The sequence below is a fragment of the Planomonospora sp. ID91781 genome, assembly GCF_015711595.1.
GTDB classification, from domain to species: domain Bacteria; phylum Actinomycetota; class Actinomycetes; order Streptosporangiales; family Streptosporangiaceae; genus Planomonospora; species Planomonospora parontospora.
Window position 1 is genome coordinate 529,950 of record NZ_JABTEY010000001.1, and the last position, 25,712, is coordinate 555,661.

Here is a 25,712-nt window from a genome sequence, read left to right on the forward strand (position 1 = left end):
CCGTCGTCCCGGCAGACGGCCGATGGACGACATTTCACAGTTTCCGACACACCCCGGATGCGCTTGGTCGCTTCGGGTTGCGAAGCCGACTCCTAACCGGCACTGTAGGTCACGTAGCAAACACCAACAGTCAGATGCGCCTGCAAGCTCACCGGAGTCCCATGGCGGCCATCAAGCCCGGGCGGCCAGGCGGTCGGCACCGTCGCCCAGCCGAACGTCAAGCCACCTACGGCGAGGTCCTCGCCATCGGCGAGTTCCGCGCGCTCTGGGCCGGGCAGGCGCTCTCCCTCCTCGGCGACCAGCTCTCCCGGGTGGCGCTGTCCGTGCTCGTCTTCGAGCGGACCGAGTCGCCCCTGGCCACCGCGTCGGTCTACGCGCTCACCTACCTGCCGCCGATCGTCGGCGGGCCGCTGCTGTCGGGCCTCGCCGACCACTACGCCCGGCGGCGCATCATGATCGTCTGCGACGTGCTCCGGGCCCTCCTGGTCGCGCTCATGGCGATCCCCGGCACCTCGTTCACGGCCCTGTGCGTGCTGGTCTTCTGCGTGGTGCTGCTCAGCGCGCCGTTCTCGGCCGCCCGGGCGGCGCTCCTGCCCGAGCTCCTCGAAGGCGACCGGTACGTCGCGGGCTCGGCCCTGCAGAACATGACCAACCAGGCCGCCCAGATGCTCGGCTTCGCCATCGGCGGCGCCCTGATCATGGGGATGGGACCGTACCGCGCGCTGGCCCTGGACGCGGCGACGTTCATGGCCTCCGCGCTCATCCTCGTCTCGGGGGTGCGGCGACGCCCCGCCCCCGCTCGCAGCGGCTCCGGCCGGCCCTCGATGTGGAAGATGACGCGCGCCGGGGCCCGGCTGGTCTTCGGCGACCCCCGGTTGCGGACCCTGGTGCTCTTCGCCTGGCTGTGCGGGTTCTACGTGCTCCCCGAGGGCATCGCGACCCCCTACGCCGCCGTCCTCACCGACGACCCGCAGCGGGTCTCGTTCGTCGCCGGGCTGCTGATGGGTTCCATCCCGACCGGGACGGTCGTCGGCGCGTTCCTGTTCAGCCGGTACGTCAGCCCCTCCGGGCGGCTGCGCTCCATGGGCTGGATGGCGATGCTGACCTGCGCGCCGCTGATCCTCTGCGCGCTGCGTCCGCCGCTCGCCGTGGTGCTGGTGCTCTGGTTCGTCTCCGGCGTCGGCGGCGCCTACCAGCTGGCCGCCAACGCCGCCTTCGTGCGGTGCGTGCCCGCCGAGCGGCGGGGCCAGGCCTTCGGGCTCGTCCAGTCGGGCCTGCTGGCCGCTCAGGGCCTCGGCATCCTCATCGGGGGCGCCGCCGCCGACGAGTTCGGGCCCGAGCCCGTCGTGGCACTGGCCGGCGCGGCGGGACTGCTCGTCGCCGCCACGCTGGCCATGCTCTGGACCGACTCCCGCAAGGAGATCATCGAGAGGGTGCGCGCCGAGGCGCCCGCCTGACTCACGCCTGCGGCTTGGTCTCGTCGTCGCTCCGCGGCGGCACCGGGGCGGGGTACGGCTGCGCCGGGTCCTGGTGCGTCGGATACGGCGCCGGGTGCTGGCCCGCGTACGGCGAGGCCTGGGAGTCCTGCGGCGGGGCCGGGTAGGTCGGCTCGTGCCGGCCGGTCCTGTCGTTCCAGCTCTGCTCGGCCTTCGCCCAGCCCTGCTCCGCCTTGGCCCTGGCGTCCTGCCAGACCGGGTTGTCCTTGTTGTTGTTCACCAGGTCCTGCAGGATCGAGGTGTCCTTGCCCTCGTCGGGCAGGAGGAGCCAGCCGATCGCGTAGACGCCCAGGCCGAGACCGCCGAAGAGGCAGGAGACGGCGAGGACCCCGCGGATGATGTTCGGGTCGATCCCGACGTAGCGGCCGAGGCCCGAGGCCACTCCCGCGACGATGCGTCCGTCCCTGGTCCGGCGGAGCTGCTTGATGCCCGAGAAGTCGTTTTCGTTCATGTCTTCAGACTGCCCGCTGGACCTTCCCGGTCACATCGGGATTCCCCCTGGCCGGACCCTGAACTCCCCGCAATACCCTGGCAGGGTCATCACGGACGAGAGGACCTCCCATGGACGATCTCCTGCGCACCGACGACACGCTCTCCGAGGAGCAGCGCCTCATCCGCGACACCGTGAAGGGGTTCGTCGGCGACCGGATCCTCCCCCACGTCGGCGACTGGTTCGAGGAGGCCGTCTTCCCGGCCCGCGAGCTGGCCCCCGTACTCGGCGGGCTCGGCCTGCTCGGCATGCACCTGGACGGGTACGGCTGCGCGGGACTCGACGCGGTCTCCTACGGGGTGGCCTGCCGAGAGCTGGAGGCCGGCGACTCCGGCCTGCGCTCGTTCGTGTCGGTCCAGGGGTCCCTGGCCATGTTCCCGATCTGGAAGTACGGCTCGGCGGAGCAGAAGGAGGAGTGGCTGCCCCGGATGGCCGCCGGGGAGGCGATCGGCTGCTTCGGCCTGACCGAGCCCGACCACGGCTCCGACCCGGCGGGCATGCGCACCCACGCCAAGCAGGACCCCTCCGGCGACTGGATCCTCAACGGCGCCAAGATGTGGATCACCAACGGCTCCGTGGCCGACGTCGCCGTGGTCTGGGCCCGGACCGAGGACGGCATCCGCGGTTTCGTGGTGCCCACCGGCACGCCCGGCTTCTCCGCCCCCGAGATCCACAAGAAGATGTCCCTGCGCGCCTCGGTGACCTCGTCCCTGTACCTCGACGACGTCCGCCTGCCGGCCTCCGCCGTACTGCCGGAGGTGCGCGGGCTGAAGGGCCCGCTGTCCTGCCTGTCGGAGGCCCGGTTCGGCATCCTGTGGGGCGTCATCGGCGCGGCCCGCGCCTGTCTGGAGTCCGCCGTCGACTACGCCGGGAGCCGCGTCCAGTTCGACCGGCCCATCGGCGGCTTCCAGCTGACCCAGGAGAAGCTCGCCTGGATGTACGTCGGGCTCGGCCAGTCGCAGCTGACCGCCCTGCACCTGGGCCGGCTGAAGGACGAGGGGAAGATCACCCCCCAGCAGGTCAGCTTCGGCAAGCTGGCCAACGTCCGCGCCGCCCTGGACATCGCCCGCCAGGCCCGCTCGATCCTCGGCGGCAACGGGATCACCCTGGAGTATCCGGTGATCCGGCACATGAACAACCTGGAGTCGGTGCTGACCTACGAGGGGACGCAGGAAGTGCATCTGCTGACGCTGGGCAAGGCGCTCACCGGCATCGACGCCTTCCGCTGACCGGTGCCCTCCGGGCCTTCCGGCCCGGCCCCTCGCCCGCCCCTCCCCTTCGACCCACCGTCGGCGCGGCCGTTCCGGCCTACCGCCGGCGCGGGGCCCGCTGGGGCAGGCCGCACGGCCTCCACTCGGGGGCCTGCGCCGCCCGGCTCAGGTGCTCCTCCCAGGCCGCGCCCCGGCTCAGGAAGTGGCGGAACAGCTCGGCGGTCGCCCGGGCGTCCGCCAGCGCGGAGTGGGCGTTCCGGAGCGGGATGCCCGCGCGCTCGCAGCAGGCGGCGAGCGTCCATTTCCCGTCCGGGAGGAAACCGGGGGCGAGCCGCTGCGTGCACAGGGTCTCCGTCACCCAGTGGCTGCCGGGGAGCACCTTGAGGAAGCGGAGGTCGAAGGAGGCGTTGTGGGCGACCAGGACCCGTCCGGCGATCCGCTGCCAGACCTCGTCCAACACCTCGTCGATCACCGGGGCGTCGGCGACCATCGCGTCGGTGATGCGGTGGATGTGCGAGGCGCCGGTGTTCCGGAGGGGGTTGACCAGTGAGTGCCACTCGTCGGTGGTGGCGCCGTCCTCGTCCAGGGAGACCAGCGCGATCTCGCAGATCCGGTCGCCCTTGGCCGGGGAGAAGCCCGTGGTCTCCACGTCCACCACGACATAGCCGCCCCGCGCGGGCAGGCGGAGGGAGCGGTCCAGCTCCGGTCCTGATCTCGTCACAGATGCCACTGTAGGAACAGACCGGCCGTGCTCGCCCACTCCTCGGAAAGAACGGCCTCGCGGACGACCGGCTTCTCCGGCGGACAGGCGACCTGCCGCAGGCCTGGCGACGAACACCAACGGTCACTATCCTCTGTACCCTGTCTCCAGCGGGGCGTTAGCTCAATGGTTAGAGCTGCGGACTTTTAATCCGTAGGTTCTGGGTTCGAGTCCCAGGCGCCCTACCAGTCGTGAGCAGGAACGTAGGCTCTGACCTGGGCCTTCGTTCCTGGTCACCTCTCCCGGCACATGCAGTTGGATGCAGCCGGATGCCACTGCCTGCCACTGGTCGCGGAACATACGCGGAATGGGACCAGGACCGTCCGGCCGGGTCAGCACCCAGATTCCGGAAGCCGCCGGAACGGTTCCGGGAGTGTGGGAGCCGACACGGCGAAGGACCCCGAGAGCTTCCCGGGGTCCTTCGCTGCGTTCCGCCGTCACGGCTGTCACGTCGTGAGCGCTTCCATGATCCGCTTGTTGGCCGTCTCGTGTTGCCCGTCGATGCACTTGGCGTAGACCCGAAGGAGCACATCCACCCCGTGGCTGGCCCGCTCGGCGACCTCCGGGGCGTGGACTCCGGCGTTCAGCCACAGGGACACCGCCGCGTGCCGCAGGTCGTACGGTCGACCCGCCAGCGGCGAGGCCACCTGATCGGGGGTGAAGGCGTACATGCGCGCTTGCTTCCAGACCATCAAGGCGGCGGCGCGGCGCGCCGCCGCACGGCCCAGCGTCGCGGACCCCGGCCGCGCATGCGGCCTGGGGGCCGGTCACGGCCGGGGCCGCACTCGGGCCGCCCGCCGCACCGCGCCAACGCCGCACTGAACCCCACTCGCCGCCCTGGGGCCGCGCCACCGCCGAGCTACTCGGCCTCGCCATCATCCGAGGACCGCGCGATCATTCCGTAAGGCGCCAGCAGGAACACCTTGGGCGACAGACGCTCCATATCCCCGCGCCTGCCGAACACCAGGCCGGCCCGCCGAGCAGGCCTTCCACGCCTCGAACGCCGACTCCGGGTCATGCCATTTGACCAGCGGCGCGCCGGCACGGTCGCGGAAGCCCATCCGGCGGGCGTAGTCCAGGAAGATGTCCAGGTCGGAGCGGGCCTCGCCGGGCGGGTCCACGGCTCTGTCGGACAGGTGCACGGTCCGGTCGACGCTGGTGAACGTGCCCTGCTTCTCCCCCCAGGTGGCCGCCGGGAGCACCACGTCGGCCAGGCGGGCGGTCTCGGTGAGGAAGATGTCCTGCACGACCGTGAACAGGTCCTCCTTGCCGAGGATCCGGCGGATGCGCGCCAGATCCGGCAGGGAGACCGCCGGATTGGTGGCCGAGATCCACAGCAGCTTGATCGAGCCCTGCTCCGCGTGGCGGAAGATCTGCAGGGCGTGCGTCGGCGGCGCCCAGTGCGGGATGACCGACGCGTCCACGTTCCACAGCTCCGCCAGCTGCCGGACGTGCTCGGGGTTGTCCCAGTTGCGCATGCCCGGCAGGTCGCCGTCGGCGCCGGTCTCCCGGGTGTTCTGCGCCGTCGGCTGGCCGTTCATCTGGTACAGCCCGGCGCCCGGGCGGCCCAGCATGCCCCGCAGCAGGTGGATGTTGTTGACCTGGCAGGCGGCCGCGGTCGCCTGGTTGGACTGGTAGAAGCCCTGCAGCACGGTCGACAGCAGCCGGTCGCACGAGCCCAGGATCTCCGCGGCCTGCTCGATGAGGCGGACCGGCACGTCGCAGATCCGTGCCGCCCACTGCGGGGTGCACTCCGCCACGGTCCGCCGCAGCTCCTCGAATCCCAAGGTGTGCCTGCGGACGTACCGCTCGTCGTACCAGCCGCGCTCGATCAACCGGTGGATCAGGGCGTTCATCAGCGCCAGATTCGTGCCGGGGCGTACGGCCAGATGCACGTCGGCCTCGCGCGCCACCGGCGTCTGACGGGGGTCGACGGCGATCATCGCCGGCGGCCTCGGCCCGCGGTGCCGGTCCAGCATCCGCTCCCACAGCACGACCTGCGTCTCGGCGACGTTGTGGCCCCACAGCGCGATCGCGTCGCAGTGGTCAACGTCGGTGTAGGAGCCGGGCTGGCCGTCGGTGCCGAAGCTCGCCTTGAGCGCGGCGGCGGCGGTCGCCGTGCACAGCCGGGTGTTGCCGTCCATGTGCGGAGTGCCGATGCCGGCCTTGCCGATCACGCCGCGCGTGTAGTACTCCTCCAGGAACAGCTGGCCGCTGGTGTAGAAGCCGAATCGCCCCCAACCTCCGGGCTCGGCCAGCAGTTCCTTCGAGCGGGCGACGATCCGGCCCATCGCGGTGTCCCAGTCGGTCTCGACCAGCTTCCCGTCCTCCCGCACCAGCGGGCGCGTCAGCCGGTCCGGGCTGCTGTCGGCCTGCCAGCCGTACAGGTCCTTGGGGTCGAGGCGGCCGTGGTTGACGCGGTCGCCGGCCCGGCCGCGCACGCCGACGATCCGGCCGCCGGACACCGCGATGTCCATGGCGTCGCCGTTGGAGTGCAGGATCGACGCGGCCTGCACCCACTCCTCGACGTCGGACTCGGCGATGCCGTCCTGCAGGAACATGTCCACCCGGACCGGCCAGGCGCTGCGCCTGCCCGGCTCACCCGGCAGGAGGTCCCGCAACCACCCGGGCAGGGACGCGGTGAACCGCTCGATCGCAGGACCGGGCCCGTACGGCGTGCGCGGGCCCCACGGCTCGGCGATCCGGTCATCCATTCCCATGACTCCTTCCGGAGGGCCGCGCGGGGCCAGAACGACGACAGGCGCAGTCCCCCGCCCGGCACCCCTCACACTCCGCCCGACCGCGGCGCTCCTCCGGCGTGAGGACCGGTCGGCACGCCGGAAAACGCGGACTCTCCCGCCTGCCGCGGCGCGATCAGCGGCGATGTGGCGGTGGTCACCCGGCGGGCGTCTCACCCTCGCCGAGCCGGGTAGATACCGAGAGAGCACGAAGAGGCACATCCATCCCCTCACCTCGGCGGCCACGCCCGGCGGCGGCCGGGGAGGGCGGGGAGGAGGGAGAGGGCATGACTCCGGGGACGGATCCCGAACGCGTCCGTCGCGCACTGGCGGGGCTGCACTATCCCGCCGACAACCGGGCGGTGGTCGATCAGGCGACCGCTGCCGGTGCCGATGAGACCGTGGTCGACGCCTTGTTCGATCTGCCGATCGCCACCTACGCCGACATCGACGAGATCCTGAATTCGATCCCGCACGTTCCCGAGCAAAGCGGGGAATCCTCTCCCGGGCAGCGGTCCGCCGGCGACCAGCGGACGACGCGGGAGAGCTGATGACGGCTGCGGAGAGGTCGGAGGGTCGACGCCGTCAGCGTGCTCCGGAAAGGCGAGACCATCGGCCCCGAGCCCATCTCCGATGTGCGAGGGCGAGAGCTGCTCGCCCGCGAGCACCTCTACCACTGACTTCCACGGGACCTGTGAACGGACCCGTCCTGAGCGCCCCGTGCCGCAGGAACGGCTGTCACCACCTCGTCACCGCCGAGGGCGGTACGAACCGGGAACACCGGGCGACGGCCGCCCGGTCCCCCGGTGCCGGGCCCGCATGAGTGGCACGGCCGCCCGGTCCCCCGGTGCCGGGCCCGCATGAGTGGCGGGGTCGCCCATGCCAGGGCTTCCAGCCCAGCCCGGGGACGAGCGCGCGGGCGCCGCCGGCGAACCCGGGTTCCCGCAGCCGGGGGCGAGACCCTGGTGCACCGGGGCGACCGCCTCGCGACGCCTACTTGAGCGGGTCGTGTCCCCAGTTCATGAGGGAGTACCGCCAGGCGGTCTCCCGGACGTCCCCGGACGGACGCTGGGCCAGGTGCCGGTGGACGTAACCGGTCACCTTCCGCATGTGGGCGTGGTCGTCCTCCGTCAGGTCGCCCTTCTTCTTCCGCAGGATCTCCACGATCCGGCGGCCGGAGGCGTGGCCCGTCGACTCGCCGCCGCCCGCCTTGTCCCCCACGCTCCCGGACTCCTCCGTTTCCAGCCAGCGCTCCAGCTCCGCGGCCGTCATGTTGACCGCCTGGTCGAAGTCCGCGGCGATCCGCCCGTCGTCAGTCATCGCGGCCTTCCCTGTGCAGCGCCGACGGCCTGTGCACGGCGGTCCGGCCGCTCTTGTCACTGCGCACGCGGTACTGCGGATCGTCGGCCGAGGCGTTCACGGTGCGCCCCGCCTCCTCGGTCCGTTTCGTGATCTTCTTCTCGACCTTTCCCGAGGCCGACGAGCCGTGGCTCTTCCAGGTGACCTCGTCGCCCACGGAAAGCTCGTCCTTCTCACGCTTACCGGTCATGCTCTTTCCTCTACCCGCGCAGAAACGGTCGATAGCCCGGATGAGATACGCCGCCGCAGGTGGACTGCCTCGCGCGCGCATCGCCGGGCGCCTACGCGGCAGTGCGAGGTCGTCGCGGCGGCTGTTTCGGACCCGGGCCGCGGGGAAGCCGAGGGCGTCATCGACGCAAAGGAGCGCCATGTTGCAGGACGCACCCCGTAGCAAGCAGGAGTCCGGTCCTCCGTTCCGCAAGCCCCGGTTCGCGCGGGCCTACTCCTTCGCCCTGGTGACCGGGGCCTTCTTCGTTTTCTCCTGGATCGGGCAGTTCGTCTTCCAGCTGATCTCGTTTCAGAACGAGCAGTCCGAGCACGGTCAGGACTTCGCCTGGGCGGAGTACCTTCCCCAGTTCCTGGCCTCGACCTTCGAGAACTGGCAGTCGGAGTTCCTGCAGCTGATCTGGCAGGCCGCCGGGCTCGCCGCGCTGTACTACTGGGGATCGTCGCAGTCGAAGGAGAGCGATGAGCGCATCGAGGCGAAACTCGACGCGCTGCTGGCCGAGCGCGGCATCGACCCTGCGGACCTGAGCCGCTGACACGGACTCGCACAGTGGGCGACGGACGAGCGCGCCGACGCGACCGGGCAGGCCAGGGCGGCCGCCGACCGCAACGCATCCGGCCGACTACCGCATTGCGGCCGCGCCGCGTGGCGGTGTGGTCAACGCCGATCGGCCAGCGGGCCCTCACAGGTCAAGAGGGCGCGGACGGCCAGCAGATCCAGCATCCCGGCGGCCGAGCGGGCGCTCAGACGCCGCCCGGTCCGGGTGGCGAACAGCGCCCGCCGCCTGCCGTGGTTCCCGCCCCTGTCCGGGTCCGGGATTGCGCGCCGGACCAGCCACGCCTCCAGCGCGGCTTGCAAGGGTGCAAGAACGGGCAGGTGGCGGTCTTGCCCGCGGTGCCGTAGGGGGCGGCCTTGGGCAGACGCCGCAGTGCACGGCGTGCGCCGCCCGGCCCGCGCGAGCGGTTCAACCACCTCCCCATGGGGTGCGTTCGGCGTCGACCAGGGCCGACTCCAGATCGGTGTGGACCGACAGGAGGGTCTCCAGGCGCAGCAGCGTCACCAGCCGGCGCACCGGGCAGGAGGCCGCCAGCGCGACGTGGGCGCCGAGGTCGCGGGCGTGGTGGTGGGCCGCCAGCAGCGCGCGGATGCCGCTGCAGTCGCAGAACCGGGTGCCCAGCAGATCGACCACGAGGCCGGGGGCGCCGCCGTCGAGGACCCGCCGCAGCTGGTGCGCCACCGCCGCGCTGGTGGCGACGTCGATCTCGTCGGGGCCGCGGACGATCGTCCACTGACTGCCCGGGTGGAACACCTCGATCAAAGACACGGGGCCATTCGTCCTTCGCGTATGCCGAACAGGCGGCCGCGTCTCTGGACCACTCCTCAGCCTACGCCACCCCGTGATCATCGCGCCGGGTGCTCCGCCACCGTGACGTGCGGTCGTTGATCCCGGGTCACCGCCGTCGCGCCGTCACTCCGGGACCCGCGGACACCTCGCCGGTCTCACTGCGGAGGGTCGAAGGGGCCGGTGTCGGGCGGCCGGCCGCCGACCGCGGTGACGATCTCGGCGGCCAGGTCGCGGACTTTGAGGTTGCGGTTCTGCGAGGCCCGGCTCAGGATCGTGAACGCCTGGTCGGCGGGGCAGCGCTGCTGGGCCATTACGATGCCGATCGCCTGGTCGATGACGCTGCGCGAGGCCAGGGTGGCGTGCAGGTCGTCGTTGGCGCGGGCCTGGTCCGCCAGGCGCAGCCCCAGCGCCACGGCGCCGGCCGCGGTACCGGCGAAGACGCCCATGCGCGCCTGCGCCTGTTCGTCGAAGGCGTCGGGGCGGGTGTTGTAGAGGTTGAAGCCGCCCACCAGCCCGGCCGGTCCGTGCATGGGCAGCGACAGGCACGAGCGCACCCCGTGGACGAAGGCCTCGGGGCAGAACGCCGGCCAGCGCTCCTCGGTGGAGGTGTCGGTGATGTGGTGGCTCTGGCCGGTGGCCAGGGTCGCCAGGCACGGGCCCTGGCCGGTGCGGTACTGGATCTGGTCGACGACCAGGGTGAGGTCGTCGCTGCTGGCGATCGTGGCCGCGTGCGCATCCCGGACGACGGTGATGCCGCATCGGCTGCCGTCGGGGAGTTCGGCCACGGTCAGCAGGGTCAGCTCGTGCAGGAACGCCTCGAAGGTGCCGGTGGACAGCAGCAGCGCCAGCAGCGCGTCCGGCCAGGCCGGATCGGACGGGGTCAGGCGGGGCGAGGACGGCGAGGACATGGATCGCCTGCTATTTCCCGGGGGTGCGCCCCCGGCGGCCACCGGTGACGAGACGTCCGGCTGACGGGTGCGAGGTGTCCCCGGGTGACCCTTCCAGCCTCGCACGCCCCACAGAGTGGTTAGACCGCCCGGGACGGGGCAGAGCAGAGGGCGGTCCAGAGACGCGGCCGCCTTTTCGCCATGCCCGCGGAGGTGAGCCCCTGTGGCGTCGTCGATCGAGTTCTCCCGTACCCAGCCGTTGAACCCCTCCGGTCCGAGGCCGGACGGTGAGCGGCCGGGCGGGAACCTGTCGGTGCGGTTGGCCGCCGTGGACGGGGACCTGGCCGTGGTGAAGGTGGACGGGGAACTGGACTTGAGCACCGTCGCGCTGTTGGAGGCGGTGCTGGCGCCGCTGCCCGGCCGCGGGATCCGCCACCTGCTGCTAGCCGCCGAGGGCCTGCGGTTCTGCGACGCCACGGGGTTTCGGGCGCTGGCCGAGGTGCACGCCGCCCTGGCGGCCGCCGGTGGCGGCCTGGTCGTCGCCGATCCCTCACCCGCGCTGCGACGGCTGACCTGGCTGATGCAGCGCTTTTCCGCCGCCCCGGCAGTCCCGACGGCACCGGCAGACCCGCACGAGAGACGTGCGCGTCTGCCTTCAGGTCCATGAGGGCTCTTCGATCGACCGAGCAACGGGAGCAATCCTGTTGCAGGACCCGATGCAGCCGTCGACCGGCCCGCCCCGAGGGCTTCGGCGATCGCCGGGATGGTCTCGCCGCGGGTCCGGCGGGTGCGGGTGGCTGTCAGCTCGTCGACGTCGACCGCCGGTGGAAACGGTCAAGGACCTGTGTTTGCTCGGTGGCTGCTCGCCTGCACGGTACGGCACGGCACGCGATGACACAGCCCGACACGACAAAAAGGACGACCATGGACAGGCCATTATCGGGTGGCAGACCATGGCAGTAGACGTCATTGATCAAGTCGACTTTTAATCCGTAGGTTCTGGGTTCGAGTCCCAGGCGCCCTACCAGTCGTGAGCAGAAACTTAGGCTCTGACCTGGGCCTTCGTTCCTGGTCACCTTCCCCGGCACATGCAGTCGGATGCAGCCGGATGCCACTGCCTGCCACTGGTCGCGGAACATACGCGGAATGGGACCACTCCCGTCCGGCCAGGTCAGCACCCGGATTCAGGAAGCCGCCGGAACGGTTCCGAGAGTGTGAGAGCCGACACGACGAAGGACCCCGAGAGCTTCCCGGGGTCCTTCGCTGCGTTCCGCCGTCACGGCTGTCACGGCTGTCACGTCGTGAGCGCTTCCATGATCCGCTTGTTGGCCGTCTCGTGCTGCCCGTCGATGCACTTGGCATAGACCCGAAGGAGCACGTCCACCCCGTGGCCGGCCCGCTCGGCGACCTCCAGGACGTGGACTCCGGCGCCCGCCAGCCGTCCTGGCGTGCGGCGTGGGCGCCGGTCCCGGACGGCGCGGGACTCCGGGCCGCGCACCGCACCCAGCGCCCACCGCTCCCTTGCAACCCGCTGCACCGGGGCCGCGCCACCGCCCAGCCCCGCGCCAGCCGAACAGGCCACCCATGCGATTCCTCATCGCACTCTGCCGCCATCAACACGGTGCCCCATACGATCACTCTCATGAGTGATCCAGAGAACATGTCCTACGGCTTCCTGGCGCTCCTGAGCCTGGGACTTCTCACCCTGGTCACATCGGGCTTCATCGCGTTCGCCACGGGTCAGCTAGCGGCTTTGGCCATCGTCGGCGTCGGCTTCGTCATCGCCGCCGCGGCCCTGACCATCTATCAACAGCGGAAAGTCCCAGCCTCCGGCGGGGGCGCCCGGCTCCGGGATGATCACCCGAACGAGCCCGTAGAGCTGTAAGCGGCTGAGGTGGGGCCTGATCGTCCCATCTGCCTCATCCCAGGCGGAGCCCAGCAGAACGGCTCCTCCGACTCAAGCCCGTCTGTGACCGTTGGCATCCGATGATCGAGGAACGGCTACCGGCTGAGGGACACACGAAGACGGGTTTGCCTCTCCGTCGCCGGCCCGCTGCCCTTCGGGTGGGACGAGGCAGACGGGAAGATCAGTCCGGGCGGGAACGTGCGGGTAGAAGAGTGGTCCCCGGTGCTATCCAGCTCCCCGACGTCGTGCCCGATCGCCTACGACTCAGCTCGCCGAGCCGTACCCCTGCGGGGAGGGGCGGCGCAATGCCGGAGACCACCCGCAACGAGGTTACCTCCGTGCCCGTTGCGTGCCCGTCAGAAGAGTGATCAAAGGGGGCTCACGGGAAATCAAGGGGAACCGAAGCACTCCCTCGCAGGTCAGTGTTTCCCCAGCTCAACGATAAAGATCGTTCGAGACTTCCCGAGCTGACCGTGTAGGAACCACGAGCGGATTCGTCGGTCCTCTCTGTCATGATCGCTGCGATACGGCTTCAGGGAAGGCGCGCGGATGAGTGGCGCAACGGCAGCGACTTACGAATGGCTCTACCGGGAATTCACCTACGGCGTTGACGAGACCTGGCTCTACGCCACTTTCGTACAGGGCTTGTCCCCTCAAGAGGCACTGCGACGGATCGGCGTCGCTCCCGGTCCTCTGGAGGATTCCGGATTCGGCGTCGCGGCCTATGCCGCTCGTGGGGGGACCGTCCTGATCGAGTGCGGCTGGGCGGGGATCATCTACGACATGGCCGGCCGGCTGTCTGCGGGCACATCCGCCGCCGCAGTCATCGCGACCGTCAAGAGGGAGGACTTCGCCTACTGTGTCGATGGTCGGTTGGTCACCACGTTCGATCTGTACTCCTACTCCCTCCGGGAGGGATCTGATCCTGACCGGCTCCACGCTGAGGTTGAGAACCTCGGCCTGAACGACGGCGACCCGCTCGAATTTCCCGATGACCCGATCTCACGGGCTCTTGCCCTCGCCGAACGCGCCACGGGTGTTCACCTGTCTGCCGCCCGTTACGGTGGCCCTGCCCTGATCGGGTCCACCGACCACCTTGAGCCCTATCGGTGAGGACCCGCTCGGATGAAGATCCGGAACATATGCGGAACGCTCCCGATGCATCCGGCCAACCGCCGGGTCGAAATATCGTGCAGCCGAACCGGCGGCAGCCCGCTGGCATCCGCCGGCCTCCGGAACCGAGCGGTGAGATAGCGGCGCCACCGGAGCACCGTCGTGGCGGGTGAAGACGTATCCCGCTTCGTCCCAGCACCGGTCGGCACGTGCGCACTCGGCCCGCTGCGCACGTTCATGACAGCGCAGCACATGCACGTCGACCGTGAGCAGGTCCCGGCCTGTCCGCTCGGCTGCTTCCGCAAGGAACGGCGAGCGGAAGTCCTCCCACGTACGTCAGAGCGGTCCGCCCAGAATCCAGCCAGTCCGAAGCACTCCGAAGACCTTTACCTCTCTTCGCCGGACGTGGTCTGGTTTGTCGGTGTTGGGGGAACTGCCCGCAGACGATCTCGGACGGGCGCTGGAGCAGCTGTTCCGCCTGGACGCCGTGAAACTCAACCGGATCACGCCGGCGCTGGAGGAACTCACGCTGTCCGGCGCGCACACCGAAACGTGGGCGATGCTGGCCCGCGCGCTTCCGGCCCTGCTGCCCGCGGCCGGAGACCGGCCCGCCACCGGTCTTGCCGATCTGCTTGCGGTCGCGGTCAAAGCCGCCGCCCTCGCCGGAGCGCGGGCCGATGTCCCGGGGCTGGCCGAACTGGCCGCGCGCAAGGGCCGCAGCCGCCCGGCCGAGGAGGCACGTGGCCTCCTGCAAACGATCAGCCCGGCGTGAGACGGTCGCATCGGATCTGCCTGTAGGTCGCCGGGAGATGAGGTTCTCCACAAGCCGCTCGATACCCTGCCGAAGTATTCGCCCTGTTGGGGGCCGCACCGCGGGCCGGCAGGCCGCCCGATCCCGCCGAGCCCGAGAGCGACATGCGGATCATCCCGTTCGGCGAGGGCGGGCCGGTGATCTGTCTGATCTCGGAGCCGCAGCGAGAAATCCATGTCATCCGCGTGCAATGGCTCTGACGGAACACCGAGTCCGCCGAACGCTCTCAGCCCTTGGGCCTTCCGCCGCGGCCGTGAACATCTTGACGGCCTGACATCGACGGGCTGCACCACCGGCACGGTACTCATCTCCACGAAGCAGCGTCAGGCAGCGCTACCTTGCGATATCCGTACCCGCGTGGACGATGAGCCCGTAGGCTGCAGCCGATGGCCTTGGGATCTGAGCACACACGTCTGATCGTGCTGCGGGGCAACTCCGCCTCGGGCAAGAGCACGATCGCGGCACGGCTGCGCGCCCACTACGGGCGCGGCCTCGCCGTGGTCGGCCAGGACGTCATCCGCCGCGACATCTTGAGGGAGCGGGACCTGCCCGGGGCGACCAACATCGGATTGATCGACGTGGTCGTCCGCTACGCGCTGGACAGTGGCTACCACGTCGTGCTGGAAGGCATCCTGTACGCCGACCGGTACGGCGCGATGTTGCAGACGCTACGCGCCGATCATCTGGGCTCCAGTCACTTCTATTACCTGGATGTGCCCTTCGCCGAGACCCTGCGACGGCACGCTGCCAAGCCCCAGGCCTCCGCCTACGGCGAGACCGAGATGCGGGAATGGTTCCGCCCACTGGACCTGCTCGACGACGGCTGCGAGCAGGTCATCGGCCCGGACAGCTCACTGGAGGAAACCCTCCAGCGCATGCTGGCCGACACCGGGCTCACCAACGGCAGCTCACCCGTACCGCACCGAAACTCATCACACCAAGCTTGACCTGGCATTCCATCCCAGTGGGGTAGTTCCATGACCCCTTCCTCGGAGGAACACGTACGTCGGGCATGGGGCGTGGCTTTCCCGGGTCCGGCGGGGTGGGATTCAGGCGTGGAGGTCCGGCGCGGCGAGCAGGCGCGCGAGCGCGTCGGCGGCCCAGTCGTGCCACCGCTGATGGGTCCATCCGCGGTCGTTGACGAGCAGGTTGTAGGTCTCCGGTGAGAGCAGCGCCAGGGCGATGTCGGCGGCGGCCTCGGCGGTGAGCCCGTCGCGCAGGGCCGCCTTGCGGGCCAGGGCGTCGGCGAAGACGCGCTGGACGGTGAGCCGTTGCCGGAGGTTGACGGCCCAGACCTCGGCGAGGTCTGGATCGGCGGTGGCGGCGCTGCGCACGACGTCGAGCAGGGGCGCGGCACGCAGGTAGATGTCTCCGGCGCCGACGACCTGGCGGCGCAGCTGCCGGAGCGGGTCGGGGTCGGCGAGCGCGTCGCGGACCCAGGGGCGTTCCAGAGTGGGGATGGGTTCGTCGTCGCCGGCGATGGCCAGGTCGAGGGCCGTGGTGAGGATGGCCCGTTTGGTGCCGAAGGCGTAGTAGACGGTCTGCTCGCTCACCCCGGCCTTGTCGGCGATGGCCGCGATGCTCGTGGTGGTGTAGCCCGCCGTGGTGAACAGGTCGATGGCGGCGGCGGTGATGCGGGCGCGGGTGGATCGGGCTCGCGCCGTGCGCCCGTCCTCCTTCGCGGGTGCGCGGCCGGTTCGGTGTCGTCGTGTTTCGCTCACGACTTGACTATAGCGTCACTATAGAAACATTCTTGTAGCGTGACTACAAAAACATGGGGTCCGGGTGGGCTCGCGGCATTGCTGCTGCTGACCTCGGTCGAGCTCGTGGTGTTCCTCGAGGTGTCGATCGTCAACGTCGCGCTCCCGGCACTGGGCGTGGCGCTGGCGTTCACCGAAACCGGCCTGGCCTGGGTCGTCAACGCCTATCAGCTGACTTTCGGCGGTTTTCAGCTCGTCGCCGGCCGAGCCGCCGACCTGCTCGGTCGGCGCCGGATGTTCCAGGCCGGCATCGTGCTGTTCACTGTGGGGTCGCTGCTGTGCGGGCTCGCGCCCGACGCCGGCACACTGCTGGCCGGCCGGGCGGCGCAGGGCGTCGGCGCGGCGATCGTGGTCCCCGCCGAGCTGGCGCTGCTCGCCGCGATCTTCACCGAGCCCGCGGCCTACCGGCGGGCGTTCGGGGTGTGGAGCGCCATGGCGGCCGCAGGCGCCGGCTCCGGCGTGGCGCTGGGCGGGATCCTCACCCAGACGCTCGGCTGGCCGTGGATCTTCCTGATCAACATTCCCATCGGCCTGGGAGCGCTCATCGCGAGCCCGCGCCTGCTCCCCGCCGACCCGCCCCGCCAGGCCACCCTGCCGCGCCTGGATCCGGTGGGCGCACTCACCGGCACCGGATGCCTGCTGGCGCTGGTGTTCGTCGCCTCCGAACTCCCCGTACGCGGCTGGGACGCCCTCACCCTCGCTGCGACCGCGGTCACCGTGGCGTTCGCCGGCGTGTTCGCGGTCACGCCGGGTTCGCCGTACTGCCCATCGCGGTGGTCAACATGGTGACCGCCAGGACCGTGCTGCCCTGGGCGGTGGGACGTTTCGGGACGCGTCCGGTGCTGGCGGCGGGCATGGTCCTGCTCGCGGCCGGGCTGACGGGATACGCGCTCCTGCTGCACTCCGGCGCCGGATTCCTCACCGTCGTGCTGCCCTTCAGCATCGCCTTCGCCATGGGCCTGCCGGCCGTCTTCGTCGGCTCCACCGCCTCCGCCGTACGCGCCGCGCCCGCCGACCGGCAAGGGGCCGCCTCCGGCCTGCTCAACACCGCCCAGCGGGTGGGCGCCGCGCTCGGCCTGACCGGCGTGCTGCTGGCCGCGGCCGCGTGGACCGGCTCGTCAGGAGACGTCGCCGGCGGCCTCAGGGCCGGCTTCGCCATCGCCGCCGGCCTGGCGGTCCTCGGGGCCGTGTGCGCCCTGGTCATGTTCACCCGCCCCGACGCCGACCCGGTCACCACCCCACCGCAACCGCAGGGAGCGCACCGCCGATGAGCACCGTCCTCATCCTGGGCGGCTACGGCGCGGTCGGCCGCGAGGCCGCCGCCGCGCTCGTCGGCCGTCCCGGCACGAACGTCATCGTGGCCGGGCGCAACCCGGGCAAGACCGCGCCCGTCCCCGGGACCACGACGATGCGCGTGGACGCCGCCGACCCGGCCGATCTGTCCCGGGCGTTGGACGGAGCCGACACCGTTCTCATGTGCGCGGAGATCGACAACGTCCGCGTCGCCCGCGCCTGCGTGGAGCGCGGCATCGGCTACGTGGATGTGACGGCCTCCCACCCGCTGCTCACCGGCCTGCAGCGGCTGGACGGGGCGGCCAGGGAACACGGCGCCACCCTCGCGCTCAGCGTCGGCCTCATCCCCGGTGTCACCAACCTGCTGGCACGTTTCTGCGCCGAGCGCTCGGCGGCGGACGGCCTGCTCATCGGCGCGTTGCTCGGCTCGGGTGAGGCGCACGGGCCCGCCGCGCTCGCCTGGACGCTGGACGGGCTCGGGCGGTTGAACGGCTCGTGGACGATGCGGTTTCCGGAGCCGTACGGCGAGCGCACCGTGCACCGCTTCCCGTTCTCCGACCAGTACACCCTGCCCGCCACCCTCGGGGTGGGCGCGGCCCGTACCGGATTGTGCCTGGACTCTCGCCTGCTCACCCGGCTGCTGTCGGTGGCCGGGCGGCCGGTCGTCGCCCGCCTGCTGCGCCGTCCCCGGGTTCGCCGGCTGCTGCCGGCCTCGCTCGGTGCGGTCCGTGTCGGTGATGACGGCTTCGCCGTGACGGTGCGCTGCGGCGAAGTCCAGGCGTCCTTCAGCGGACGGCGGCAGAGCCGCGCCACCGGGCGGATGGCCGCCCTGCTCGTCGGCCGCCTGCCCGGCCTGCCGGCCGGCGCCCACCACGTCGAGCAGCTCGTGGATCCCGCCGCCTTCCTGACCGAGCTGGCCGCCGACGGATTCGACCTCGACCTCGGCGACGGCCGTCAGAGTGCGCCCGCATGACCGTCAATGAGCGCCGTGAGGGGCTGGAAACGACGGAGGACGGGTCCTCACCCCGATGTGCTCGTGCGGCTCGGCGGCCCCGGTCAGCATGGCCCGGCTGAGCCCGGCCTGCACCAGCGCCGCGCCGCGGATCACCGCCGGCAGCGTGATGGCGAACAGCACACCGATCGCGGTGGTCATGACCACGCCGATCAGGGCGCTGTCACCGAAGCCGAGCAACTCGGCCAGGCCGCTGTTGTCCGGGATCCCTTCGAGGATCCACCCGTAGACCGGGTAGGTCAGCCCGGTGATCGCCCCGGCCCACCAGGTCACCGTGAGGCAGAACGTCACGACGGCGACCGGGAGGTTCACGATGCCGTACAGCAGATCCATCCAGGACTGGCCGTTGGTCAGCGGGTTCACCAGCCGGCGGAACGTCCCGGCGCCCTGCGGGGCGGGCCGGTAGTGCGGCCGGGCCACCGCATGGCCGAGCACCTCCGGCAGCATCCGGCGTTCCAGATCGGCGAAGCCCCGGGCGAGCATCAGGGACGCTCCCAGGATCGGCACCCCGGCCCAGATGACCACCGTTCCCACGCCGAGGGAGAAACCGGTGACCGTCAGGCAGAAGGCGACGACCGCCAGGGGGAGACCGAGGAGCAGGTAGCGGGTGTCGGTGCCGATGCGACGCACGAGGAGGTTCATGGGGGCAACGCTATGAGCCCGGGTCAGGGGAGATCGATCCTGTCGGCAGGCTTCTCGGGGTAGGGCCAGCCCTATCCTCCCCGGTGGGACGGGCTCCGTCCCGGAAGGGTCTGGGAAACCGGCGAGTCCGCGGCGCCACTCGATCCGGGCACGTACGCGATGGACCGCATGGTCGCGGATGTCGAGGCGCTGCGTGTGCGTCCGGGGTTCGAGCGGATGGGCCTGCTCGGGCACTCGTCGGCCGGAGGGCCGGCGTCGCTGTACGCGCCCGGTATCCCGAACGGACAGGGCACTTGCGAGGGATTCCTCGGCGGCCGGTCCGGGGGCGAAGGCTCCTGTGCGCTCTCTCAGCCCGTCTCAGCTTCGCCACAGGGGTTCCCGCATAGCGTGCGGGAGCATGGCGAACACACCGCGCACCACGGCAACGCTCCAGTGGCCGGATCATGAGTGAACCCGCGCGTACGGCGAACGGGCCGGTGCTCAGCCGGTGGCGCCGATGGCCGTCATGGGCGGGGTACGCGGCCCTCGGCTGGGCACTGCTGTACGGCGGGTTCGGCCTGATCGCGGCGCTGACCGGAACCGCGGTGTTCTACCGTGCCGATGAGCCGCTGCCGGCCGCTCTGGCCTGGATCATCGTGGTCGTGGCCGCCTCGGCGGCGGTGACGGTCGTGGCCGCCGTACGGTCCCGGGGCCGGCGCGTTCCCCGGCCTGTCGTTTCCGTCACGCTGATCGGGTTGTGCGTGCTGACCGGCGCGGCCGCGTTCGGCCTGCTGATGGACGTGGTCACGTTGGCCTTCACCCGGAGTGTCGACAACTGGACGGCGACCGCCAACCGGGCCCTGGCCGCGACCGGCGTGGTGCTGCTCATCGCCACGGTCCGCGCTCACCGCTCCTCCGGCGCCTGTATGCGGTGCGGCGCCGTCCACACCTCCCCTGCCGCACGGACCAGGCCGGAGCCCGCCCCCGCGCCGCCGCGCGTGCGCGTGATGGCCTATGCGGGCGCCGCGGCGTTCCTGCCGTACGCGGCCATGAAGACGATCTGGGCGCTGGGCGGGACCTTCGCCGGCGTCAGCGGAACGCAGATGCTGGCGACGATGGAGCGCAACGGCGCCTCCGGGGTGATGCTCACTCTCGAGCGATGCGGCATCGACGCCACAGCACTGCTGGCCGCGCTCGGGGTGTTCCTCATCTTCGGCCTGGTCCGGCCGTGGGGGCAGACCTTTCCCCGCTGGACGCTCGTCCTGCGCGGCCGGCGGGTGCCGCGCTGGCTGCCGCTGGCTCCCACGCTGATCGGCGCCGCCACGCTCGCGCCCTACGGAGCGGTCGGACTCGTCTACGCCGCGCTGGGCACCTTCGGGGCGGTGACCGTCCCCCGAGGGGACTTCCCCACCCCGGGGGACGCCCTGCTGGTGACCTGGATCGGGCTGGGCGCCTTCGCCGTGTACGGCATCGCCCTGGCTGCGGCCGCCTGGTCCTACCTGCGCCGCACCCGGCCGGTCTGCGCACCCCTCGGAGCGGGCGTTCCGGCGTGAATCACGTGGTCCGGTACAGGACGTGGGCCGGGAACTCTCCGAAAGGGCTGCGTAGCCCGGCGACACTCGTTGATCGGCTCGTCGGGTGTCCTCCGGTGTTCGATCCGTCCGTCAGCCCTCGCGGAAACCTGCGAAGCGGTACAGGACTACGGAGGAGGTATCTGAATGTCCGGGAAGGCATGTCCTGTTGACAGCCGTCCGATGAGAGCCTGTAGCGATTCCTGCCCGCCGTTCGCCTGCGCCCAGCGGCTCACCCTGCAGGCGGCCTGCGCGTACACCTGAGGATCCGCCGACGCTCTGCGCAGCCACTCCTCCAGCGTGACCGGAAGAGGGCGGCGGGGGTCGAGCAGGCAGCGGTCGCCGGTCGGTGCGAGATATCGGGGGTCGTCGCTGACCAGGACGGCGAGGCCTTCGTCGAACCACTGCGGGACCTCGGCGCCGGCGAGACGCGCGTGGAGTTCCACGTGGGTCAGCTCATGCGAGGCGATCACGGAGTCGACACCGCGCGGGGACAGCATCACCGCTCGGTTCAGTACGGCGATGCCGCGTTCCCCTCCCCCTCCGATCCTGCGGTAGCAGTCGTCGGACAGGCACACGAGGATGTCCGGAGAGCTCTCCCGTCCTCCGAAGAAACCGCGCACCCTCTTGTCCGCCTGCTCGACGACCTCGGCCACATGCCGGCGTTGTGCCGGTGTCAGGCCGGGTTCGGCGTACAGGCCAGGGCTGATCCGCTCCAGGCCGTAACAGCCGGGACAGGTGGTCGCTCCGACCGCGGGAAACCAGATCGCCGTCGCCGCCGCGGCGGCGACGAGGAGGAGAAGGACCGCGGCGACGAGCAGGCCCGCGCACCGCGGTACAGGGCCGAAGGCGCTCGACGTCATCGGCCGGGCCGATCCGGTGCGGCATCCGTCCATGAACCGCTAGCCGTCCCGCCGGGCGGTGACCGTCCAGGCGGCACCGACGGTGAGTACCGCCCAGGCCAGGACCACCGACAGCCCCACCGGCCGGTCCAGCGCGAGATCCGGGCCCTCGGGCGTGCCGAGGAAGCTCAGCGTCGCCTCGTGCGGCAGCAGTCGCGTCACCTCGGGGCTGAGGCCCCGCAGCAGCGGGGACACCAGAACCGGCAGGACGACCAGCACGGCCAGCGGGGCGGCGACCGTCCTCACCAGTACGGCGAATCCGTACGCCACCAGGCCGAGCAGCGAGTAGGCCACGGCCTTGGTGAACAGGCCGTCCACCGCCGCGCCCGCGCCCGCGTCGCCGAGCAGGTGCTGAGCGACGCCGCCCGGCAGCACGACGGGGAGCGCCGCGACCACGAGCACCCCCAGGACCGCCAGGAGCTTCGCCGCGAAGAACCGGTCGCGGTCCGGCACCGCCAGCAGGCTCACCCGCATCTGGCCGCCCCGGTACTCTCCGCCCGCCGCGAAGACCGGCACGGCCGCGAAGGCGTACACCGGGGCGAGGAGTACGGTGCCGGAGTGCGTGATCGAGGCCTGCCCGTCCGATCCGGCGAGGCGGACGGCGTCCGTGGCGGCCAGCAGGCCGAGCACCGCGTCGGCCACCAGGGCGAGGGCGAGTGCGATCCACGTCGCGGGCAGAGTGCAGATCTTGGTGAGCTCGGCGCGGACGAGATCGGTCAGCTTGATCCCGTCCGGATCCGGCACGTGGCCGGTCGGGGCGGCGGTCATCGCGCGTCCCTCCGGCTGAGGAAGATCACGGCCGCGACGGTGGTCAGCAGCGGCCAGACGACGAGCACGACCATGGCGTGTCCCGGACCGGCGGACAGCCTGAGACCCTCCTCGGGAACGAGGATCAGGTTGCGGCCCGCGCTGAGCGGGACCAGCGCGTCCAGGGCGGGGGCGAGGACGGCCAGGACCTGGCTCATGGTCAGCGCGGTCAGCATTACCGTGACCAGGACGCCGGCCAGGGTGCTGCGGGCGATCAGGGTGACGGCGAAGGTGATGAGGCCGCTCAGGACCGCGTGGGCGAGGAACTTCGCCTGGGCGGTCCACGCGTCCGAGCCCACCAGCAGGCCGGGATTCCAGTCCTTGATCGTGGCGTACATGAACGCCGTGCTGATCGCTGCGATGACGGCGGCGACGGACAGCAGGAAACCTCCGGTGGCGAGCGTCTTCGCGCCGATCAGCAGCCCGCGCCGCGGGACCGCGAGCAGGGACGTCCCGAGTTGGCCGGCGCGGAACTCCTGGCCCGCGATGACGGCGGCGACGAAGGGCAGGAACAGGCACAGCTGGAACGACGACGTGGCCAGGTACTCGACGAGCGTCTCCTGGGCGGGCCGCACGACGCCCGGGAACCGCTCGATCATCCCGTCCGCGGTGATCCTGCTCACCGCCTCCGTCTCGGCTTTCACGTTCTGCGCCTGCACGAGCACATGCAGGGCGAGGATGACGCCGGTGATGAGCCGTACCGCGCGGAGCGTGAGGATCTTCGTCAGTTCCGCCCGGACCGCGGCCGCCACGTCCCTCACCATCCTCCCCGCCCTCCCCGGCCCCCGGTGAGCGCGAAGAACGCCGACTCCAGCGACTCGTGTCCCGCGCTGATCTCGTCCAGCGAGCCGTGCGCGACGATCCGGCCATCGGCGATCACGATCGCGTCGTCGGCGGTGCCGGCCGTCTCCGCCATCAGATGGCTGGAGAGCAGCACGGTACGGCCGGAGGCGGCGTACTCCCGCAGGAGGTTCCGCACCCAGCGGATGCCCTCCGGGTCCAGTCCGTTGACCGGCTCGTCCAGCACCAGGATCTCCGGGTCACCGAGCAGCGCCGCGGCGATCCCGAGCCGCTGCCCCATGCCGAGTGAGTAGCCCTTGACCCGCTGCCGGGCCGCGTCGGTCAGGCCCACCAGGTCGAGCGCCTCGTGCACCCGGCGGCGCGGTATCCGGTTGCTCTGCGCGATCCAGGCCAGATGGTCGATGCCGCGCCGCTCGGGTACCGGCCCCGCCCCGTCGAGCAGCGCCCCGACCGTGCGGAGCGGATGGCGCAGGTCGCGGTAGCGCTGTCCGGCGATCAGCGCGGTGCCGCCGTCCGGGCGGTCCAGGCCGAGCAGCAGGCGCAGCGTCGTCGACTTGCCCGCCCCGTTCGGGCCGAGGAAGCCGGTGACCCGGCCCGGTTCGACGGTGAAGCTGACGTCGTCCACCGCCGGCTTCTTGCCGTACCGCTTGCTGAGTCGTGAAACCTCGATCATTTCCCGCCCCGTGTCTCGTCGTCGGGACACCAGCATGGGACGGGACGGCAGGCGGGCGCGTCACCTGAAAGTAGACGGCTACCGCGGATCGTGCAGCAGGCCCGCCTGGTGGGCGAGCACGGCCAGCTGGGTCCGGTCCCTGACGTCCAGCTTGGCGAACGTGCGGCGCAGGTAGGTGCGGACCGTCTCCAGGCTCAGGCACAGCTCGTCCGCGATCTCCTGGTTGGAGCGGCCGCGGGCGACCAGCCGGATGACCTGCAGTTCCCGCTCCGACAGCACCTGCCGGGTGAACGCGTGCCGTTCGTCCGGGCGGCGCGGGTGGAAGCGGTCCAGCAGCCGCGCGGTCACCTCCGGGGCGAGCATCGCGTTGCCCGCGTGCACCGCGCGGACGGCGTGCAGCACCTCCGCCGGGGAGGCGTTCTTCAGCAGGAAACCCGACGCGCCGGCCGTGAGCGCCTCGTGCACGTACTCGTCCAGGTCGAAGGTGGTGAGCATGACGACCCGGGTGCCCGTCCCGGCCAGGATCCGCCGGCCCGCCTCCAGCCCGCCGGTTCCCGGCATCTGCACGTCCAGCAGCGCCACAGCCGGTCTCAACGCCGTGACCAGCCGGACCGCCTCCGCGCCGTCGGCCGCCTCCCCGGCGAACCGGAACCCCGGCGTGCGCTCGAACAGCTTCCGGTACGCCGCTCGCAGGCGCGCGTCGTCGTCGGCGAGGAAGACGGAGATCGACTCAGACCGCGACTCGCTCATCAACCACCTCCGGGGAACGCCCGATCGTCTCGACCGCCGATGCTGTCATGGGGCGCTTTTGACGGGCAGTCGGGCCTCCACTTCGAAGCCGCCCCCGGGCCGGGCGCCCCACACCACCGTTCCGCCCACCAGTCGAGCCCGTTCCCGCATGCCCTGCAGTCCGGTCCCCGATCCGGCAGTCGATGCCCGGCCACCCGCACCCCGGGCGCCGCCGTCCCGGACCCGCACCACCAGCACGTCACCCTCCCGGCGTACTCGCACCGTGCACCGCGCGCCCGGGGCGTGTCGTACCGCGTTGCTCAACGCCTCCTGCACGATCCGGAACACCACCACGCCCGACCCGTCGTCGATCGCTCCACCCACGTCGACGCGGGCGTCCACGTCGACACCGGCGGCCCGGGTCGCCTCGACGATCTCCGCGACCCCGTCCAGACCGGGCCATGGCCCGCCGTCCGGGGCGCGCAGCGTGCGCACCAGGGCCTGCGCATCCTCCAGCGCCCTGCGGGCGTGCGTCTCCACCTCTGACAACGTGTCCCGCAGTTCCTCCTCCCGGACGTCCGGCAAGCTGAGGACCACCCCCGACTGCGCGATGATCACCCCGAGCGCGTGCCCGACCACATCGTGGACGTCCCGCGCCACCTCCAGCTGCACCCGCATGCGCTCGCCCTCCCGCGCGGTCGCGATCTGCTCACCGGTGACGGTGCCGAGCAGCCAGGCCACGCTCAGCGCGGCCACCGCGAACACCGCCTGCCGTCCCAGCCCGGCCGCGTCCCCCTCCGGCACCGCGGTGACCATCGCCAGCCCCGCGAGCAGTCCGGCCGGCACCCCGACCACGACCCTGGTGCGCCGCGCCCGCTCGACCGCGAGCGGGTACAGGCACCAGGCCGTGGCCAGCATGGGATCCTGGCAGACGCCCAGCACCGTGCCGACGACCGTGGCGGTCCCGGCGGTCAGCGTCGCCGCGGACGGCAGCCGCCATCGCAGCACCATCGCCGCGGCCGTGACCCCGGCCGGCACCGACGCCATCGCCGCCGACGGCCACGTGCCGGTCCCGATCATCGGCCACACCCAGAAGACCCCCACGACGCCGGCCGCCGCACCGCCGTCCGTCAACAGCCGCATCGTCCCCCGCATGCCGAGCACCGTAGGCGAACGACTGCGAATCAGCCATACTCGCCTC

At 71.3% G+C, this 25,712-nt stretch carries 31 protein-coding genes and 1 tRNA gene; 14 read left to right on the forward strand and 18 right to left on the reverse strand.

All coding sequences use genetic code 11. From position 1 onward, the window contains the following. The first annotated feature begins 161 nt into the window (after positions 1 to 161). Positions 162 to 1,457: an MFS transporter gene (locus tag HS048_RS02420; protein ID WP_196466014.1), complete on the forward strand. Its 1,296-nt coding sequence runs from the start codon at positions 162 to 164 to the stop codon at positions 1,455 to 1,457. 1 nt (position 1,458) lies between these two features. Here HS048_RS02420 and HS048_RS02425 read toward each other — a convergent pair whose 3' ends face one another. Further along, complete coding sequence (locus HS048_RS02425; RefSeq protein ID WP_068902766.1) at positions 1,459 to 1,947, reverse strand: PspC domain-containing protein; 489 nt, start codon at positions 1,945 to 1,947, stop codon at positions 1,459 to 1,461. A gap of 110 nt (positions 1,948 to 2,057) precedes the next feature. Here HS048_RS02425 and HS048_RS02430 point away from each other — a divergent pair, with 110 nt between their 5' ends. Then, positions 2,058 to 3,215: an acyl-CoA dehydrogenase family protein gene (locus HS048_RS02430; RefSeq protein ID WP_196466015.1), complete on the forward strand. Its 1,158-nt coding sequence runs from the start codon at positions 2,058 to 2,060 to the stop codon at positions 3,213 to 3,215. Positions 3,216 to 3,294: 79 nt separating this feature from the next. Here the strand turns inward: HS048_RS02430 and HS048_RS02435 are convergent, their stop codons facing one another. Then, on the reverse strand, positions 3,295 to 3,918 hold the full coding sequence (locus HS048_RS02435) for a 3'-5' exonuclease (RefSeq protein WP_196466016.1): 624 nt from the start codon (positions 3,916 to 3,918) through the stop codon (positions 3,295 to 3,297). A 151-nt stretch (positions 3,919 to 4,069) separates the two neighbouring features. Between HS048_RS02435 and HS048_RS02440 the strand changes: the two genes are divergently transcribed. Continuing rightward, positions 4,070 to 4,145, forward strand: a tRNA-Lys gene (locus HS048_RS02440). 258 nt (positions 4,146 to 4,403) lie between these two features. On the opposite strand, the gene HS048_RS02445 is transcribed toward HS048_RS02440, so the two are convergent. Both HS048_RS02445 and HS048_RS02450 read right to left on the reverse strand, forming a co-directional pair. Beyond that, positions 4,404 to 4,628: a hypothetical protein gene (locus HS048_RS02445; protein ID WP_374058749.1), complete on the reverse strand. Its 225-nt coding sequence runs from the start codon at positions 4,626 to 4,628 to the stop codon at positions 4,404 to 4,406. Between the two features lie 204 nt (positions 4,629 to 4,832). Further along, positions 4,833 to 6,677, reverse strand: a complete 1,845-nt coding sequence (locus tag HS048_RS02450; protein WP_196466018.1) for a molybdopterin-dependent oxidoreductase — start codon at positions 6,675 to 6,677, stop codon at positions 4,833 to 4,835. A gap of 305 nt (positions 6,678 to 6,982) precedes the next feature. Between HS048_RS02450 and HS048_RS02455 the strand changes: the two genes are divergently transcribed. After that, positions 6,983 to 7,246 carry a DUF2795 domain-containing protein gene (locus HS048_RS02455; RefSeq protein WP_196466019.1) on the forward strand — a complete coding sequence of 88 codons (264 nt, stop codon included), beginning with the start codon at positions 6,983 to 6,985 and terminating at the stop codon, positions 7,244 to 7,246. 442 nt (positions 7,247 to 7,688) lie between these two features. Here the strand turns inward: HS048_RS02455 and HS048_RS02460 are convergent, their stop codons facing one another. Then, positions 7,689 to 8,015 (reverse strand): DUF3140 domain-containing protein, encoded by a 327-nt coding sequence (locus HS048_RS02460; RefSeq protein ID WP_068902753.1) that lies wholly within the window; start codon positions 8,013 to 8,015, stop codon positions 7,689 to 7,691. Then, positions 8,008 to 8,244: a DUF2945 domain-containing protein gene (locus tag HS048_RS02465; RefSeq protein ID WP_068902751.1), complete on the reverse strand. Its 237-nt coding sequence runs from the start codon at positions 8,242 to 8,244 to the stop codon at positions 8,008 to 8,010. Before HS048_RS02465 ends, HS048_RS02460 begins: the two co-directional genes overlap by 8 nt. Before the next feature lie 178 nt (positions 8,245 to 8,422). Between HS048_RS02465 and HS048_RS02470 the strand changes: the two genes are divergently transcribed. Beyond that, positions 8,423 to 8,815 (forward strand): DUF6766 family protein, encoded by a 393-nt coding sequence (locus tag HS048_RS02470; RefSeq protein WP_196466020.1) that lies wholly within the window; start codon positions 8,423 to 8,425, stop codon positions 8,813 to 8,815. Between the two features lie 122 nt (positions 8,816 to 8,937). On the opposite strand, the gene HS048_RS02475 is transcribed toward HS048_RS02470, so the two are convergent. From HS048_RS02475 to HS048_RS02485, 3 genes are all read right to left on the reverse strand, one after another. Beyond that, positions 8,938 to 9,138: a hypothetical protein gene (locus HS048_RS02475; RefSeq protein ID WP_196466021.1), complete on the reverse strand. Its 201-nt coding sequence runs from the start codon at positions 9,136 to 9,138 to the stop codon at positions 8,938 to 8,940. Between the two features lie 106 nt (positions 9,139 to 9,244). Then, positions 9,245 to 9,604 (reverse strand): STAS domain-containing protein, encoded by a 360-nt coding sequence (locus HS048_RS02480; protein WP_068902747.1) that lies wholly within the window; start codon positions 9,602 to 9,604, stop codon positions 9,245 to 9,247. Between the two features lie 176 nt (positions 9,605 to 9,780). Next, positions 9,781 to 10,533, reverse strand: a complete 753-nt coding sequence (locus tag HS048_RS02485; RefSeq protein WP_196466022.1) for a GAF and ANTAR domain-containing protein — start codon at positions 10,531 to 10,533, stop codon at positions 9,781 to 9,783. Between the two features lie 202 nt (positions 10,534 to 10,735). Between HS048_RS02485 and HS048_RS36690 the strand changes: the two genes are divergently transcribed. Beyond that, on the forward strand, positions 10,736 to 11,179 hold the full coding sequence (locus HS048_RS36690) for an STAS domain-containing protein (RefSeq protein ID WP_196466023.1): 444 nt from the start codon (positions 10,736 to 10,738) through the stop codon (positions 11,177 to 11,179). A gap of 627 nt (positions 11,180 to 11,806) precedes the next feature. Here HS048_RS36690 and HS048_RS36695 read toward each other — a convergent pair. Beyond that, entirely contained in the window at positions 11,807 to 12,094 is a 288-nt protein-coding gene (locus HS048_RS36695) for a hypothetical protein (RefSeq protein ID WP_230880698.1), read from the reverse strand. A gap of 60 nt (positions 12,095 to 12,154) precedes the next feature. Between HS048_RS36695 and HS048_RS02500 the strand changes: the two genes are divergently transcribed. From HS048_RS02500 to HS048_RS02515, 4 genes are all read left to right on the forward strand, one after another. Then, positions 12,155 to 12,397, forward strand: coding sequence for a hypothetical protein (locus HS048_RS02500; protein ID WP_196466024.1), 243 nt, complete (start codon positions 12,155 to 12,157; stop codon positions 12,395 to 12,397). A 570-nt stretch (positions 12,398 to 12,967) separates the two neighbouring features. Then, the gene (locus HS048_RS02505) at positions 12,968 to 13,531 is read left to right on the forward strand and encodes a DUF6461 domain-containing protein (RefSeq protein WP_196466025.1); all 564 of its coding nucleotides are present in this window, start codon (positions 12,968 to 12,970) and stop codon (positions 13,529 to 13,531) included. A gap of 421 nt (positions 13,532 to 13,952) precedes the next feature. Further along, complete coding sequence (locus HS048_RS02510; RefSeq protein ID WP_196466026.1) at positions 13,953 to 14,303, forward strand: hypothetical protein; 351 nt, start codon at positions 13,953 to 13,955, stop codon at positions 14,301 to 14,303. 425 nt (positions 14,304 to 14,728) lie between these two features. Beyond that, positions 14,729 to 15,289 (forward strand): kinase, encoded by a 561-nt coding sequence (locus tag HS048_RS02515; protein ID WP_196466027.1) that lies wholly within the window; start codon positions 14,729 to 14,731, stop codon positions 15,287 to 15,289. Between the two features lie 102 nt (positions 15,290 to 15,391). On the opposite strand, the gene HS048_RS02520 is transcribed toward HS048_RS02515, so the two are convergent. Next, a complete protein-coding gene (locus HS048_RS02520; protein WP_196466028.1) occupies positions 15,392 to 16,063 on the reverse strand; it encodes a TetR/AcrR family transcriptional regulator in 672 nt (223 codons plus the stop codon). 39 nt (positions 16,064 to 16,102) lie between these two features. Here HS048_RS02520 and HS048_RS02525 point away from each other — a divergent pair, with 39 nt between their 5' ends. The 3 genes from HS048_RS02525 to HS048_RS02535 are packed head-to-tail and all read left to right on the forward strand — an operon-like array spanning position 16,103 to position 18,368. Further along, the gene (locus tag HS048_RS02525) at positions 16,103 to 16,891 is read left to right on the forward strand and encodes an MFS transporter (RefSeq protein ID WP_196466029.1); all 789 of its coding nucleotides are present in this window, start codon (positions 16,103 to 16,105) and stop codon (positions 16,889 to 16,891) included. Next, positions 16,885 to 17,373, forward strand: coding sequence for an MFS transporter (locus HS048_RS02530; RefSeq protein WP_196466030.1), 489 nt, complete (start codon positions 16,885 to 16,887; stop codon positions 17,371 to 17,373). Before HS048_RS02525 ends, HS048_RS02530 begins: the two co-directional genes overlap by 7 nt. Next, complete coding sequence (locus tag HS048_RS02535; protein ID WP_196466031.1) at positions 17,370 to 18,368, forward strand: saccharopine dehydrogenase family protein; 999 nt, start codon at positions 17,370 to 17,372, stop codon at positions 18,366 to 18,368. The genes HS048_RS02530 and HS048_RS02535 overlap by 4 nt, the downstream gene beginning before the upstream one ends. A gap of 3 nt (positions 18,369 to 18,371) precedes the next feature. On the opposite strand, the gene HS048_RS02540 is transcribed toward HS048_RS02535, so the two are convergent. Further along, on the reverse strand, positions 18,372 to 19,049 hold the full coding sequence (locus HS048_RS02540) for a sensor domain-containing protein (protein ID WP_196466032.1): 678 nt from the start codon (positions 19,047 to 19,049) through the stop codon (positions 18,372 to 18,374). Positions 19,050 to 19,492: 443 nt separating this feature from the next. On the opposite strand from HS048_RS02540, the gene HS048_RS02545 reads away from it, so the two are divergent. Next, positions 19,493 to 20,581 carry a hypothetical protein gene (locus HS048_RS02545; RefSeq protein ID WP_196466033.1) on the forward strand — a complete coding sequence of 363 codons (1,089 nt, stop codon included), beginning with the start codon at positions 19,493 to 19,495 and terminating at the stop codon, positions 20,579 to 20,581. A gap of 146 nt (positions 20,582 to 20,727) precedes the next feature. Here the strand turns inward: HS048_RS02545 and HS048_RS02550 are convergent, their stop codons facing one another. From HS048_RS02550 to HS048_RS02575, 6 genes are all read right to left on the reverse strand, one after another. Next, entirely contained in the window at positions 20,728 to 21,462 is a 735-nt protein-coding gene (locus HS048_RS02550) for a hypothetical protein (RefSeq protein ID WP_196466034.1), read from the reverse strand. A gap of 39 nt (positions 21,463 to 21,501) precedes the next feature. After that, a complete protein-coding gene (locus HS048_RS02555; RefSeq protein WP_196466035.1) occupies positions 21,502 to 22,269 on the reverse strand; it encodes a hypothetical protein in 768 nt (255 codons plus the stop codon). After that, positions 22,266 to 23,072 (reverse strand): ABC transporter permease, encoded by an 807-nt coding sequence (locus tag HS048_RS02560; protein ID WP_196466036.1) that lies wholly within the window; start codon positions 23,070 to 23,072, stop codon positions 22,266 to 22,268. Before HS048_RS02560 ends, HS048_RS02555 begins: the two co-directional genes overlap by 4 nt. After that, a complete protein-coding gene (locus HS048_RS02565) occupies positions 23,066 to 23,782 on the reverse strand; it encodes an ABC transporter ATP-binding protein (RefSeq protein ID WP_196466037.1) in 717 nt (238 codons plus the stop codon). The genes HS048_RS02560 and HS048_RS02565 overlap by 7 nt, the downstream gene beginning before the upstream one ends. A 78-nt stretch (positions 23,783 to 23,860) precedes the next feature. After that, entirely contained in the window at positions 23,861 to 24,532 is a 672-nt protein-coding gene (locus HS048_RS02570) for a response regulator transcription factor (RefSeq protein WP_196466038.1), read from the reverse strand. 45 nt (positions 24,533 to 24,577) lie between these two features. After that, entirely contained in the window at positions 24,578 to 25,666 is a 1,089-nt protein-coding gene (locus tag HS048_RS02575; protein ID WP_196466039.1) for a sensor histidine kinase, read from the reverse strand. Positions 25,667 to 25,712 lie beyond the last annotated feature (46 nt).